The 13,431-nt window shown below is 62.2% G+C and carries 16 protein-coding genes; 10 read left to right on the plus strand and 6 right to left on the minus strand.

Annotated features, from left to right (window positions below):
• Positions 1 to 38 precede the first annotated feature (38 nt).
• Positions 39 to 785: a LytR/AlgR family response regulator transcription factor gene (locus LUB09_RS13560; RefSeq protein ID WP_209986288.1), complete on the minus strand. Its 747-nt coding sequence runs from the start codon at positions 783 to 785 to the stop codon at positions 39 to 41.
• Positions 786 to 1,058: 273 nt separating this feature from the next.
• Positions 1,059 to 1,298 carry a hypothetical protein gene (locus tag LUB09_RS13565; protein ID WP_209986291.1) on the minus strand — a complete coding sequence of 80 codons (240 nt, stop codon included), beginning with the start codon at positions 1,296 to 1,298 and terminating at the stop codon, positions 1,059 to 1,061.
• Between LUB09_RS13565 and argH the strand changes: the two genes are divergently transcribed.
• Positions 1,285 to 2,679, plus strand: a complete 1,395-nt coding sequence (gene argH / locus LUB09_RS13570) for an argininosuccinate lyase (RefSeq protein WP_057006391.1) — start codon at positions 1,285 to 1,287, stop codon at positions 2,677 to 2,679. The two genes, LUB09_RS13565 and argH, sit on opposite strands and share 14 nt — an antisense overlap.
• Before the next feature lie 139 nt (positions 2,680 to 2,818).
• Here the strand turns inward: argH and LUB09_RS13575 are convergent, their stop codons facing one another.
• Positions 2,819 to 3,478 (minus strand): glutathione S-transferase family protein, encoded by a 660-nt coding sequence (locus LUB09_RS13575; RefSeq protein WP_231422791.1) that lies wholly within the window; start codon positions 3,476 to 3,478, stop codon positions 2,819 to 2,821.
• Positions 3,479 to 3,603: 125 nt separating this feature from the next.
• Here LUB09_RS13575 and LUB09_RS13580 point away from each other — a divergent pair, with 125 nt between their 5' ends.
• From LUB09_RS13580 to LUB09_RS13590, 3 genes are all read left to right on the plus strand, one after another.
• Positions 3,604 to 3,888 carry a hypothetical protein gene (locus tag LUB09_RS13580; protein WP_209986296.1) on the plus strand — a complete coding sequence of 95 codons (285 nt, stop codon included), beginning with the start codon at positions 3,604 to 3,606 and terminating at the stop codon, positions 3,886 to 3,888.
• Positions 3,889 to 3,982: 94 nt separating this feature from the next.
• Positions 3,983 to 4,234, plus strand: coding sequence for a TIGR02647 family protein (locus tag LUB09_RS13585; protein ID WP_231422792.1), 252 nt, complete (start codon positions 3,983 to 3,985; stop codon positions 4,232 to 4,234).
• Between the two features lie 169 nt (positions 4,235 to 4,403).
• The gene (locus tag LUB09_RS13590; RefSeq protein WP_231422793.1) at positions 4,404 to 7,244 is read left to right on the plus strand and encodes a class I adenylate cyclase; all 2,841 of its coding nucleotides are present in this window, start codon (positions 4,404 to 4,406) and stop codon (positions 7,242 to 7,244) included.
• On the opposite strand, the gene rnk is transcribed toward LUB09_RS13590, so the two are convergent.
• From rnk to cyaY, 3 genes are all read right to left on the minus strand, one after another.
• Positions 7,241 to 7,651, minus strand: a complete 411-nt coding sequence (gene rnk / locus LUB09_RS13595) for a nucleoside diphosphate kinase regulator (RefSeq protein ID WP_209986305.1) — start codon at positions 7,649 to 7,651, stop codon at positions 7,241 to 7,243. The two genes, LUB09_RS13590 and rnk, sit on opposite strands and share 4 nt — an antisense overlap.
• Positions 7,652 to 7,781: 130 nt before the next feature.
• Positions 7,782 to 8,000 (minus strand): DUF1289 domain-containing protein, encoded by a 219-nt coding sequence (locus LUB09_RS13600; protein WP_209986307.1) that lies wholly within the window; start codon positions 7,998 to 8,000, stop codon positions 7,782 to 7,784.
• 2 nt (positions 8,001 to 8,002) lie between these two features.
• Positions 8,003 to 8,335 carry an iron donor protein CyaY gene (gene cyaY / locus LUB09_RS13605; protein ID WP_231422794.1) on the minus strand — a complete coding sequence of 111 codons (333 nt, stop codon included), beginning with the start codon at positions 8,333 to 8,335 and terminating at the stop codon, positions 8,003 to 8,005.
• A 238-nt stretch (positions 8,336 to 8,573) separates the two neighbouring features.
• Between cyaY and lptM the strand changes: the two genes are divergently transcribed.
• The 6 genes from lptM to LUB09_RS13635 are packed head-to-tail and all read left to right on the plus strand — an operon-like array spanning position 8,574 to position 13,156.
• Complete coding sequence (gene lptM, locus LUB09_RS13610) at positions 8,574 to 8,741, plus strand: LPS translocon maturation chaperone LptM (RefSeq protein ID WP_003195417.1); 168 nt, start codon at positions 8,574 to 8,576, stop codon at positions 8,739 to 8,741.
• Positions 8,742 to 8,750: 9 nt separating this feature from the next.
• Positions 8,751 to 9,998 carry a diaminopimelate decarboxylase gene (gene lysA / locus LUB09_RS13615; protein ID WP_231422795.1) on the plus strand — a complete coding sequence of 416 codons (1,248 nt, stop codon included), beginning with the start codon at positions 8,751 to 8,753 and terminating at the stop codon, positions 9,996 to 9,998.
• A 3-nt stretch (positions 9,999 to 10,001) separates the two neighbouring features.
• Positions 10,002 to 10,832 carry a diaminopimelate epimerase gene (gene dapF / locus LUB09_RS13620; protein ID WP_057006386.1) on the plus strand — a complete coding sequence of 277 codons (831 nt, stop codon included), beginning with the start codon at positions 10,002 to 10,004 and terminating at the stop codon, positions 10,830 to 10,832.
• Positions 10,833 to 10,845: 13 nt separating this feature from the next.
• A complete protein-coding gene (locus LUB09_RS13625; RefSeq protein WP_057006385.1) occupies positions 10,846 to 11,562 on the plus strand; it encodes a DUF484 family protein in 717 nt (238 codons plus the stop codon).
• Between the two features lie 2 nt (positions 11,563 to 11,564).
• Positions 11,565 to 12,464: a tyrosine recombinase XerC gene (gene xerC, locus LUB09_RS13630; RefSeq protein WP_231422796.1), complete on the plus strand. Its 900-nt coding sequence runs from the start codon at positions 11,565 to 11,567 to the stop codon at positions 12,462 to 12,464.
• A complete protein-coding gene (locus LUB09_RS13635; protein ID WP_231422797.1) occupies positions 12,461 to 13,156 on the plus strand; it encodes an HAD family hydrolase in 696 nt (231 codons plus the stop codon). The genes xerC and LUB09_RS13635 overlap by 4 nt, the downstream gene beginning before the upstream one ends.
• Positions 13,157 to 13,431: the final 275 nt, after the last annotated feature.

Consider the following 13,431-nt stretch of genomic DNA (forward strand, 5'->3'; position numbering starts at 1 on the left):
TGACTTGAATCAGCACGGGCAGCACCCCATCCGTGGGGCTAAAGCTGCTGCATCATCTTGCGCACGCCGGCGACATGGCGCCGACTCACGATCAACGCATCGCCATTGAGCCCTTTGAGAAATAACTGAAAGTGTCCCAGCGGCGTGCGCTGCAAACGTTCGATACGCTCACGGGCCACCAGCGCATTGCGATGGATGCGCACGAAGCGCTCGCCAAACTCATCCTCAAGCGCCTTGAGCGGCTCGTCGAGCAACACTTCGCCGGCCTCGTGACGCAAGGTCACGTACTTGTGATCAGCAATAAAATAGACCACCTGATCCAGTGGGATAAGCTCGATGCCTTTGCGGGTACGCGCGCTGATATGGCTGCGCGGCCCGTTACCGCTTTGGGCGGCAGGCTGAGTCAGGGCGGCCAGTTGCAGGCGGTTCGGGCGCTCGGCTTTTTTCAGGGCCTTGAGCAGACCTTCGCCGGCCACCGGTTTGGTCAGAAAGCTCACACCGCTGTCTTCCAGGGTCTGCGCAGAAAATTCTTCCTCTGCCGCACACAGCACCACCGCCGGGGGGGATTCGCGCTCGCTCAGGCGGGCTGCGACTTGCAGGCCATCGAGGCCCGGCATGCGAATATCGAGCAGCACTACGTCGGGCTTGAGGCTGTCGATCAGCGTCAACGCCTCTTCGCCGGTGGTGGCACTCGGTTCCAGGACTGTATAACCCTCGAGCTCTTTGACCAGACGGCTCAGACGCTCGCGGGCTTGGGGTTCGTCATCAACGATCAGGACATTCATATTGCGCTGGATTCCTGCGTGAGTCTCGCACAAGGATAGCGTAGACAGGTGCGGTGACTTGCGTCACAGCGATCCACGCTAAGACTGGTACGAACGGCAAAAAGTGCCCCGGCAGCGGCACCCATGTTTACCCGGACCTGTTCATTAGCGCCCAGGACCTGCTGCCTCCGGGCATCTTCGTAGGGTTTGCTGATACACAATCCGAATACCCCCTTTTTCAATGGACAGTCAGCCTCTGACCGCATTACCCGACTTTGGTGCGTTCATACACTGTCAGTCCAACTGTAGACGCTCGCCAGAACGATATTGCTCAATCGTCAAATATCGTATCAATAAGCCCGCGCTTGCAGTCTCGTCTCGGACGCGGCCGGCGGCAAGGCGCTTGGCCACCTCTGGCACAAATAAATTGCCGATCACCCGCAGCAGCGCCTCCAAGGGCAACCCTGTTATTATCGGCGCCACATTCCACGCCTCTTTCAAGCAGACCACGAGCGAATCCATGAGCACCGACAAGACCAACCAGTCCTGGGGCGGCCGCTTCAGTGAACCCGTCGACGCCTTCGTCGCCCGCTTCACCGCCTCCGTTAATTTCGACCAGCGCCTGTACCGCCACGACATCATGGGCTCCATCGCCCACGCCACGATGCTGGCCAAGGTCGGCGTGCTGACCGATGCCGAGCGCGACAGCATCATCGACGGTCTGACCACCATTGGCGGTGAGATCGAAGCCGGCACGTTCGACTGGCGCGTCGATCTGGAAGACGTGCACATGAATATCGAGGCGCGCCTTACGGACCGCATCGGCGTAACCGGCAAGAAGCTGCACACCGGTCGCAGCCGTAACGACCAGGTGGCCACCGATATCCGCCTGTGGCTGCGCGATGAAATCGACCTGATCCTGGCCGAAATCACACGCCTGCAAAAGGGTTTGCTGGAGCAGGCCGAGCGTGAATCGGACACCATCATGCCAGGGTTCACCCACCTGCAGACCGCGCAGCCAGTGACTTTCGGCCATCATTTGCTGGCCTGGTTCGAAATGCTCAGCCGCGACTACGAGCGCCTGGTGGACTGCCGCAAGCGCGCCAACCGCATGCCCCTGGGCAGCGCCGCACTGGCCGGCACCACGTACCCGATCGACCGCGAATACACCGCGCAACTCCTTGGCTTTGATGCCGTGGGCGGCAACTCCCTGGACGGCGTGTCGGACCGTGACTTCGCCATCGAATTCTGCGCTGCCGCCAGCATCGCCATGATGCACCTGTCGCGGTTCTCCGAAGAGCTGGTGCTGTGGACCAGCGCGCAATTCCAGTTCATCGACCTGCCGGACCGCTTCTGCACCGGCAGCTCGATCATGCCGCAAAAGAAAAACCCCGACGTGCCCGAGCTGGTTCGCGGTAAGAGCGGCCGCGTATTCGGCGCGCTGATGGGCCTGCTGACCCTGATGAAAGGCCAGCCGCTGGCCTACAACAAGGACAACCAGGAAGACAAGGAACCGCTGTTCGACGCCGCCGACACTCTGCGCGACTCGCTGCGCGCGTTCGCCGACATGATCCCGGCGATCAAGCCCAAACACGCGATCATGCGTGAAGCGGCCTTGCGTGGTTTCTCCACCGCGACAGACCTGGCCGACTACCTGGTGCGCCGTGGCCTGCCGTTCCGCGACTGCCACGAAATCGTCGGGCATGCGGTGAAGTACGGCGTGGACAGCGGCAAGGACCTGGCAGAAATGAGCCTGGAAGAACTGCGCCAGTTCAGCGACCAGATCGAGCAGGACGTGTTCGCTGTACTGACCCTGGAAGGCTCGGTAAATGCCCGCAACCACATCGGCGGCACTGCACCGGCACAGGTGAAAGCTGCGGTCGCGCGCGGCCAGGCGCTGCTCGCCAGCCGCTGAAACCATTGCAGGCGAGCAGCTCCCCCGCTGGAATGCATTCCAACGGTGGGAGTGGACTTGCTCCCGATAGCGCAGAGTCAGCCAACACATGTGCTGACTGACATACTGCTATCGGGAGCAAGCCCCCTCTCACACTGGCTTACTTTTTCGCCGCAATCATCGCCCGAAACGCCGGCATCGCCGCCTGCCGGTCCGCCTCGACCTTACGTGCGTTCGGCATGTCATTCAAACGCTCGAGCAACGCCCTCGCCTTCGGCAACTCAGCCAGCAAATCCAGGCCAAACAGCTTCTCGCCCACGCCACACGCCAGGTTCAAGCTGTACATGAAGTACAGGTCGGCAATCGTGAAGCTCTCCCCCGCCACATACGGCGCAAACTTTCCGTGACGCCCCAGGGAACCAACGCCCAACAGCAACTCGGCGCGGGACTTTTCCTTGATCGCCTCCGGCACCGACAGGCCAAAAAATGCCTCGGCGAAACACGCGCGGGCGGGCAACTCGATGTACAGCTCGATTTCCCGGCACAGCGCCAGCACCTGGGCCCGCGCGAAGGGGTCGCCCGGCAACAGCGCCGGCCCTTCCTGGGTTTGCTCGATGTATTCGAGGATCACACTGGTTTCGTTGATGAAACCCTGTTTTACCTCCAGCACGGGCACTTTGCCGCGCGGGCTGATCGTCAGGGTTTCCTGAGTTTGTCCGGCATAAAAAGGCACCTCTTCAAAGGGCAGCCCCTTTTCCAGCAGCGCCAGCTTGACCATGTTGTAGTAGTTGCTGACCGAAAATCCGTAAAGCTTGAGCATCGCAAAGCCTCCAGGCCGTGTGCGGGGTTGGCTGCAAGCGTTATAGATCCTCGCGACCTGCCTGACCAGCAGCATCACCCACCTGAATGGAGGTAGACTGGCGCCCTTTCCTTGAGGAGCCTGCCATGAGCGAGCCAACCGACATCGACAACGACGAAGAAGAATTCACTGAAAACACGCTGATCGAAGCAATCGAAAATCAGATCGAAAGCGACAACCCGCCGGCTGCCAAAGCCGTGTTCAACAAGCTGACGCTGGTGGGTTACGAGCGCGAAGACATCCTGAATTTGATGGCCCATGTGCTGGCGTTCGAGATCGACGCGATGCTCGACGAAGACCGCCCCTTCGATACCCACTGGTACGAAACAGCGTTGCGGGCACTGCCTGAGCTGCCACCGGAAAAGGAATAAGCCCGGCACGCAGCAACACGCTGGACAGTTCGGCAAAGTGCGTTCACCTTATGGCCTGCTAGCCTCTAATAAATTTAGAAAGTCTGGAGTCCTTATGTCGTATACCCCTGAGTTGGTTGCCGAACTGGAAATCCTTGCACTCTTCAACCTGGACAGCTCCCAGGAAGGCCTGAAAGTCCATCAGACCGCCGCCCCCACTGCCGTTGCCGCCGCCAGGCGCCTGTTTGACAAAGAACTGATTACCCTGCCCGATGGTGGCTATCTGACCAGCCTTGGTCGCGATGCTGCCGAACACGCCCAAGGGCTGCTGACCATCCTGAGCACCACCCAAAAAGAAGCCGCCTGACACCTGATACCGCCCATGGAGTCCGCTGCCTGCGGATTCCGCGGGCGTTGCTGTGGGTGAGCGAAAAATTCCGACACTAAACACCACTCCCCTCTAAAACTCCTGCGCATCTGACTGTAGACTCCTACACGGCCGCCCGCGTCGGGCTCTGCGAGCCACCGAGTTCGACATGACCCGCACCCATGAAATACGCCCTGACCTGGACGAGGGCATCGACCGCAAGGTGCTGGCCCAACTGCGTGGGCGCTTCATGGCGCTCAACGAAGGTCGCATGGCCCGTGCCGTCGAAGGGCTGACGCCGCGCCAGCACAGCGTATTGACGCTGCTTCCGCTGTTTTTCCACGTCAACCATCCGCTGTTGCCCGGCTACGTATCGGGCAGCACGCCGGCCGGACTGTCGAATTTCGAACCCGATGCCCAGGCCCTGGCCGAAGCCCAGCGGCTGACCCGCTCGTTCTCCTACAAGCCGCGCCCCGGCAACCAGCCCAGGCCGATCCACGGCCTGTTTCTGATGGGCAGCCTGGGCACTCTGGCCCAGGCGGACCAGAGCGACATGGACGTGTGGGTGTGTCATGCCGCAGACCTTGGCGACATCGAACTGGCCGAACTGCGTAAAAAATGTCAGTTGCTGGAAGCCTGGGCGCTGACACTGGGCGCCGAGGCGCATTTCTTCCTGATCGAGCCGACGCGGTTTGTGCTGGGGGAGCGCGATACGCAACTGAGTTCCGACGATTGCGGCACCACTCAGCACTACCTGCTGCTGGACGAGTTCTACCGCACCGCCATCTGGCTGGCCGGTCGCACCCCGATCTGGTGGCTGGTACCGGTGTACGAAGAATCGCGATATGCCGAGTTCACCCACACGCTTATTTCCAAGCGTTTTATCCGCGCCGATGAAACCCTCGACCTCGGCCACCTGGCACGCATTCCCCCGGGTGAATTCATTGGCGCCGGGCTCTGGCAACTGTTCAAAGGCATCGAGTCCCCCTACAAGTCGCTGCTCAAGCTGTTGCTGACCGAGGTCTACGCCAGCGAACACCCGAACGTGGACTGCCTGAGCCTGCGCTTCAAACGCGCCGTGTTCGCCGACCGTATGGACCTGGATGAGCTGGATCCATACATCGTGATGTACCGCCGTATCGAGGAGTACCTCAACGCGCGCAACGAACCCGAGCGCCTGGAGCTGGTACGACGTGCACTGTACCTGAAGGTCAACTGCAAGCTCAGCGCCGGCCAGCGCACCGCCAGCTGGCAACGCTTGCTGCTCGAGCGCCTGGCCGATGAGTGGGGCTGGGACCCGCGCCAACTGGCCCTGCTGGACAGCCGCAGCCAGTGGAAAGTGCGCCAGGTGGCGGCCGAGCGCCGCGCCCTGGTCAACGAGCTCAATTACAGTTACCGGTTCCTGACCCAGTTCGCCCGTACCGAACAGACCGTCAGCCTGATCAACAGGCGCGACCTCAATGTACTGGGCCGGCGCTTGTACGCAGCGTTCGAGCGCAAGGCCGGCAAGGTCGAATTCATCAACCCCGGCATTGCCCCGGACCTGGCCGAAGACACGCTGACGCTGGTGCAGTCGCCTAACCGCAAGGAGCCCGACCAGCACCACTGGGGCCTGTACAACGGCAGCCTCACCGCCCTGGAGTGGGAGCACTTTGCACCGATCAAGCGCAGCCGTGACCTGCTCGAAATGCTCACCTGGTGCCACCGCAACGGCGTGATCGACAGCAGCACACGCCTGGCCCTGCACCCGGGCACCAGCGACATGACCGAGTTCGAACTGTTCAACCTGCTGGGCAGCCTGCAGCAAACCCTCCCCCTGCCCTTGCCCAGCGTCGATGAAACCCGCCTGCTGCGCTCGGCGGTGCCCGACGAGGTGTTGCTGCTGATCAACGTCGGCGTCGATCCGCTCAAGCACCACCGCGACCTGAATATCCTGATGACCACCGAGCGCACCGACTCCCTGAGTTACGCCGGTGTGCGCGACAACCTGGTGCTGACCCTGGACCAGGTCACCCTCAACAGCTGGAACGAGGTGATGGTCAGCCGTTACGACGGGCCCCACGCGCTACTCGATTGCCTGCGCGACTACCTCAACCAGTTGCCTCTCGACCATCTGCCGCGCCTGCGCGTGCGCTGCTTCTGCCACAACCGTGCGCCGTTCATTGCCCAGCGCGTGGAGGAGATTTTCGACACCGCGCAACACTTGATGCTGGGGCAATCCAACCACCGTTACCTGCTGCAGGTGCAGCAGCACTATCACGTGATGGAGTTGACGCCGGGCCAGGCCAACCATGTGTCGCTGCCGACTCAGCAAGCACTGATCGCCTACCTGGGCGAAGAACTGGCCAGTTACAGTCCCTGGCACCTGGATGCCATGGCCCTGGAAGGTCACGACCTGGCGCTGTTGCTGCCGATGGGCCTGGCCGATTGCGTGCAGGTGTTCTACCGGGTCAATGAAGGCTTCGCCGAGCTGTATGTGCTGGATGAGTTCAACGCGCTCTGGCAACAGCGCTTGCCGTTTCACGACGAGCAGAGCCTGCTGGCGCCGTTGCAGCGTTTTCTGCAATCGATCATCTATCGGCGTGACGCGTTATCGCCGCTTGACCCACAGCAACCGCAGGGCGCAGTCCAGGTCCTGTATTACCAACTGCTGCCTTCGGGCAGCAACCGCGCGCGCGGGGTCGAGCCGCGTCCGGCGCCTTCGACGCCGGCCAACACGTCCTTTTATGAGGTGCAGGCAATCATCGCCAGGGCGGCGCCAGGCCAGGTGGGCATTACCCTGTACTGCAATCAGCGGGAGTTTTGCGAACTGGAATTCGGCGACCAGCTGTTCACCGTGGTCGCCCGGGAAATCGTCGGGCAACGCCGGGAAACCGAGCGCTACCGCTGCTACATCACCGACCTCGACCTGTCCGGCCTGCTCGGTGATGTGCAAAGTCCGAGCAACCTGTACCTGCGCTACAAGGCCGAACTGGAAGTGTCGCTGAACGAGGCACTCAGCCAGATTTAAAGCGGAAAGGCGCCGCCGTCCTTTGGCTGGCCTTCGACGCTGAGCAACTCCAGCTTGAGGGTCTTGCCGCCGGGCGCCGGCCAGTCGATGTGCTGGCCAACCTGCAGGCCGAGCAGCGCGCTGCCGACCGGCGCCAGGATCGAAACCTTGCCTTCGTCGGCATTCGCGTGCTTTGGGTACACCAGGGTCAGGTGGTAGTCCTTGCCGCTGCCTTGTTCGCGGCAATGCACGCTGGAGTTCATGGTCACGACACCCGCAGGCACTTCATCGTGGCCAACCACGTCGGCGCGGTCGAGTTCGGCTTGCAACGCTTCGACACCGGGAAACTCGTCGCCCAGGCGGTCGATCAGTTGCTCCAGACGCTGCACGTCAAGACGGGTGAGGATGATGGACGGTGCGGTGGTCATGATTCAGGCAGACTCCTTTTTTCTGCACAAAAAAGCAAAACCCCGCCAGGAAAGGCGGGGTTCTCACGGGCCTCGATGGGTTGAGGCGTAGCCGGACACTACCACAGCGTCACAAATAAACAAGACGACCTCAGGCGAGTGCCCGGCGCTGCTCGGCCTCGGCACAGATAGTGCGCCGCCGGGCATCGTCGGCGGAGCGCCATTCGCGGATGTCTTCCACGTGACGGAAGCAGCCACGGCAGACTTTCTCATCGTCCAGGCGACACAAACTGATACAAGGTGACGGCACCGCCGGGCTCACATTACTGAACAGCGGCTTGGGCGGACGCGTGGGGGCAGGCTGGCTCACGGTCAAATCTCGTCGAAATCCAGCTCGGCGCCGGATTGTTCCAGAACCAGACGGGTCAGCATCTCGCTGAGCAGCTCATCGCTGGTATCGCACTGCCAGTTGTTGTCTTCTTCGTTGTAGTCGAAGTGAAAACCACCGGAACGTGCCGCCAGCCACAACTGCCGCAACGGTTCCTGCCGGCTGAAGATCAACTGAGTGCCGTTCTCGAACTTGACCGTCAACACGCCGGCCGAGTTTTCCAGGTCCACGTCCAGGCCGCTGTCGTCGAAAATATCCTCCAGCGCCTGCTGGGTAGAATCCACCAGATCGTGAAAACGGGCTTCGGTCAAACTCATTGTGGCAACCTCAAAAGTGTCGGGTTCTGCTCAAGCGCCGCACGATACGGAGGCGCCTGCGTGAATGCAACGGATACCGATTTCATTACCGATGACGGTACGAATTATCACCGGCCAGCGTAGCTCTATTCCCGAACAAGTCGGCAAACCCCCGCCGGACGGGTATTTCGGCGCATAGGCAAGCTGCCGGGTGGTCGGTATACTCGGGCGCAATTAATGCATATTCAAGGATTTCGCCATGAAGCGCCTGATCTCTTCCCTTGCTGCGCTCGTCGCGGTCGCTTGCCTCGTTAGTGCTTGTGGACAAAAAGGCCCACTGTACCTGCCCGATGACAGCAAGGACCCCAACGAACAGGCGCAATCGTCGCAGAAGCCTTCAAAAGCGCACAAGCACGACACTTACTAAGGGAACACCATGGACGCTTTTAACTACCGGGACGGTGAGCTGTTCGCGGAAGGCGTGGCGTTGTCGGCAATTGCCGAGCGCTTTGGCACCCCGACCTACGTGTACTCGCGTGCGCACATCGAGGCGCAGTACCGCTCCTTCACCGACCCGCTGAACGGCGTGCCGCACCTGGTGTGCTACGCAGTCAAGGCCAACTCCAACCTGGGCGTACTCAATGTCCTGGCGCGTCTGGGCGCCGGTTTCGACATCGTGTCCCGTGGCGAGCTGGAGCGCGTGCTCGCCGCCGGCGGCCAGGCTGACAAGATTGTGTTCTCCGGTGTCGGCAAGAGCCGCGACGACATGCGCCGCGCCCTGGAAGTAGGCGTGCACTGCTTCAACGTCGAATCCACCGACGAGCTGGAGCGCCTGCAGGTTGTGGCCGCCGAGCTGGGCGTTCGCGCGCCGATCTCGCTGCGCGTCAACCCGGACGTCGACGCCGGCACCCACCCGTACATTTCCACCGGTCTCAAAGAGAACAAGTTCGGCATCGCCATTGCCGACGCCGAAGACGTGTACATCCGCGCCGCCCAACTGCCGAACCTGGACGTGCTGGGCGTCGACTGCCACATCGGCTCGCAACTGACCAGCCTGCCACCGTTCCTCGATGCCCTCGACCGCCTGCTGGCGCTGGTCGACCGCCTCGGCGACTGCGGCATCTACCTGCGCCATATCGACCTCGGTGGCGGTGTGGGCGTGCGTTATCGCGACGAAGAGCCGCCGCTGATCGCCGACTACATCCAGGCTGTGCGCGAGCGTATCGAAGGCCGCGACCTGGCGCTGTTGTTCGAGCCAGGCCGCTACATCGTCGCCAATGCCGGCGTGCTGCTGACTCAGGTCGAGTACCTCAAGCACACCGAACACAAGGATTTCGCCATCGTCGATGCGGCGATGAACGACCTGATCCGCCCGGCGCTGTACCAGGCATGGATGAATGTCACCGCCGTGGCCCCTCGCGACAGCGAAGCGCGCGCCTACGATATCGTCGGGCCGATCTGCGAGACCGGCGACTTCCTGGCCAAGGATCGTCAACTGGCGCTCGCCGAAGGCGATCTGCTGGCCATTCATTCGGCCGGCGCCTATGGGTTTGTCATGAGTTCCAACTACAACACGCGCGGGCGTACCGCCGAGGTGCTGGTGGACGGTGATCAAGCATTTGAAGTGCGTCGCCGCGAGACGGTAGCCGAGTTGTATGCTGGCGAAAGCCTGCTGCCGGAGTAAGCCATGCTGCTGCGTTTTACCAAGATGCACGGGCTGGGTAACGATTTCATGGTCCTCGACCTGGTCAGCCAGCACGCGCACATCCTGCCCAAGCACGCCAAACAATGGGGCGACCGGCACACCGGCATTGGTTTCGACCAGTTGCTGATCGTCGAGGCGCCGAGCAATCCGGAGGTGGATTTCCGCTACCGGATCTTCAACGCCGACGGCACCGAAGTGGAACAGTGCGGCAACGGCGCCCGCTGCTTCGCGCGCTTTGTGCTGGACAAGCGCCTGACCGCCAAGCGCCAGATCCGCGTCGAGACCAAGGGCGGCGTGATCGAGCTGGATATCCGCAATGACGGCCAGATCAGCGTCAACATGGGCGCGCCGCGCCTGGTGCCGGCGGACATCCCGTTCCAGGCCGACGCACAGGCCGCAAGCTACCCGTTGGACGTGGACGGCAACAGCGTCGAGATCGCCGCCGTGTCCATGGGCAATCCCCATGCGGTGCTGCGGGTCAATGACATCAACAACGCGCCGGTGCATGAACTGGGGCCGAAGATCGAGCATCATCCGCGCTTTCCGGCGCGGGTGAACGTGGGCTTCATGCAGGTGATCGACCGCTCCCGCGCGCAACTGCGTGTGTGGGAACGCGGCGTCGGCGAAACACAGGCCTGCGGCACCGGTGCCTGCGCCGCCGCCGTGGCCGCGATCAGCCAGGGCTGGATGGATTCGCCGCTGCTGATCGACCTGCCCGGTGGACGCCTGTCCATCGAATGGGCAGGCCCGGGCCACCCGGTACTAATGACCGGGCCGGCCTCGCGCGTCTACGAAGGACAGGTCCGTCTATGAGTGAGCCAAGCCAATGACCGATAAACCTCGAGTACCCGCACACGCTACCCCGAGCGAAAGTCTGGAGGCCGCTGCAGTCGCGGCGTACCTTGAGGCTAATCCGGACTTCTTCGTCGAACACGAAGAGCTGCTGCCGGCCCTTCGTATTCCGCACCAGCGCGGCGATACCGTGTCGCTGGTGGAGCGGCAGATGAAGATCCTGCGCGAGCGCAACATCGAAATGCGCCATCGGCTCTCGCACCTGATGGACGTGGCCCGTGATAACGATCGCCTGTTCGACAAGACCCGTCGCCTGATCCTGACCCTGATGGACGCCGCCAGCCTGGAAGAAACGGTAATGGCCGTCGAGGACAGCCTGCGTGAGGACTTCCAGGTGCCTTTTGTCAGCCTGATCCTGTTCAGCGAAAACCCGATGCCGGTAGGGCGCTGGGTCAGTGGCAGCGACGCACAGACCGCCATCGGCGGCCTGTTGTCCGAAGGCAAGAGCATCAGCGGCACCTTGCGTGAACACGAGCTGGACTTTCTGTTCGGTGCCGAACAGCGCAAGCAGATCGGCTCCACCGCCGTGGTCGCCCTTAGTCACCAGGGTCTGCACGGCGTACTGGCCATCGCCAGTCGTGACCCGCAGCACTACAAAAGTTCGGTAGGCACGCTGTTTCTGACCTACATCGCCGAAGTGCTGGGCCGCGTGTTGCCGCGCTACACCACCGCCCTGCGCGCGGTGCGCTAGCCATGCAAGGGCAACTGGACGCTTATTGCGCGCACCTGCGCAACGAGCGCCAGGTGTCGCCGCACACCCTGGAAGCCTACCGGCGCGACTTGAACAAGGTGCTGGCCTGGTGCGAAAAGCAGCACGTCACCAGCTGGAAGGACCTGGACATCCAGGCACTGCGCAGCCTGATCGCCAGGCTGCACCAGCAAGGCCAGTCGTCGCGCAGCCTGTCGCGCCTGCTGTCGGCGGTGCGCGGCCTTTACCATTTCCTGAACCGCGAAGGCTTGTGCGACCACGATCCGGCCAATGGCCTGTCGCCGCCCAAGGGCGAACGGCGCCTGCCCAAGACCCTCGACACGGACCGCGCCCTGCAATTGCTCGATGGCGCGGTGGAGGATGATTTCCTCGCCCATCGCGATCAGGCAATTCTGGAGCTGTTCTACTCCTCGGGGCTGCGCCTCTCGGAGCTGACCGGCCTGAACCTCGACCAACTGGACCTCGCGGATGGTCTGGTGCAGGTGCTGGGCAAAGGCAGCAAGACCCGCGTCCTGCCGGTCGGTAGAAAGGCCCGCGAAGCCCTGCAACTGTGGTTGCCGTTGCGGGCGCTGGCCAATCCGGTGGACGACGCAGTATTCATCAGCCAGCAAGGCCGGCGACTGGGGCCGCGAGCCATCCAGGTGCGGGTCAAGGCGGCGGGCGAGCGTGAGCTGGGGCAGAACCTGCACCCGCACATGCTGCGGCACTCTTTTGCCAGCCATCTGCTCGAATCCTCCCAGGACCTGCGCGCGGTCCAGGAACTGCTCGGCCACGCCGACATCAAGACCACGCAGATCTACACCCACCTGGACTTCCAGCACCTGGCAACGGTGTACGACAGCGCCCATCCACGGGCCAAACGCATCAAGGGCGGCGACTCATGAGTATCAAGCTGATCACCTTCGACCTGGACGACACGCTCTGGGACAACGTACCCGTCATCATCAGCGCCGAAGCATCGATGCGCGAATGGCTGGCGCTCAATGCATCCAAAGTCGGCGACCTGCCCCTGGAGCATTTCGCCAGCCTGCGCCAGCAAGTGCTGCAGCGCCATCCGGAGCTCAAACACCGTATCAGCGTGCTGCGCCACCGCGTGCTGATGCTGGCCTTCGAGGAAGCGGGCTACCCACAGCCTGAAGCCACGCAAATGGCCGACATCTGCTACGAGGCGTTCATCCACGCACGGCATCAGCTCACCGTGTTCCCCGACGCCGAGCCCATGCTCAAGGCGCTGCGCCAGCACTTCCTGCTCGGCGTAATCACCAACGGCAACGCCGACGTGCAGCGTGTGGGCCTGGCGGATTATTTTCACTTTGCGCTGCGCGCCGAAGACATCGGCATCGCCAAGCCGGACTCGCGATTGTTTGAGGAAGCGCTGCAACGTGGCGGCGTGGCGGCCAGTGAGGCGGTGCATGTGGGCGATCATCCCGGGGATGATATTGCCGGCGCGCAGCAGGCCGGGTTGCGTGCGGTGTGGTTCAACCCGACGGGCAAGGCGTGGGAGGCGGACAAGCACCCGGATGCCGAGATTCGCAGCCTGACGGAGTTGCCGGGGTTGCTCGCAGGCTGGAAGTGACGCGCTTGCTGCAACACTGAGTATCAATTGTGGGAGGGGCTTGCTCCCGATAGCGGGCTGTCAGCCCATACACCTGTTGGCTGACCCACTGCTATCGGGAGCAAGCCCCCTCCCACATTGCCTTGTGTTGATTTATAAATTTGTATCAGTGTCCCGTCCTGAATAAGGTTTACACCTTCTGACCTTTCTTCAGGAGGACTCAATGGATACGGGAAAAAGGCGCAGCCAACGCGATTACACGCTAGCTTTTAAATTGTCGGTCGTAGACCAAGTCG

This window comes from Pseudomonas sp. Leaf59, assembly GCF_920984685.1.
Taxonomy (GTDB): Bacteria; Pseudomonadota; Gammaproteobacteria; order Pseudomonadales; family Pseudomonadaceae; genus Aquipseudomonas.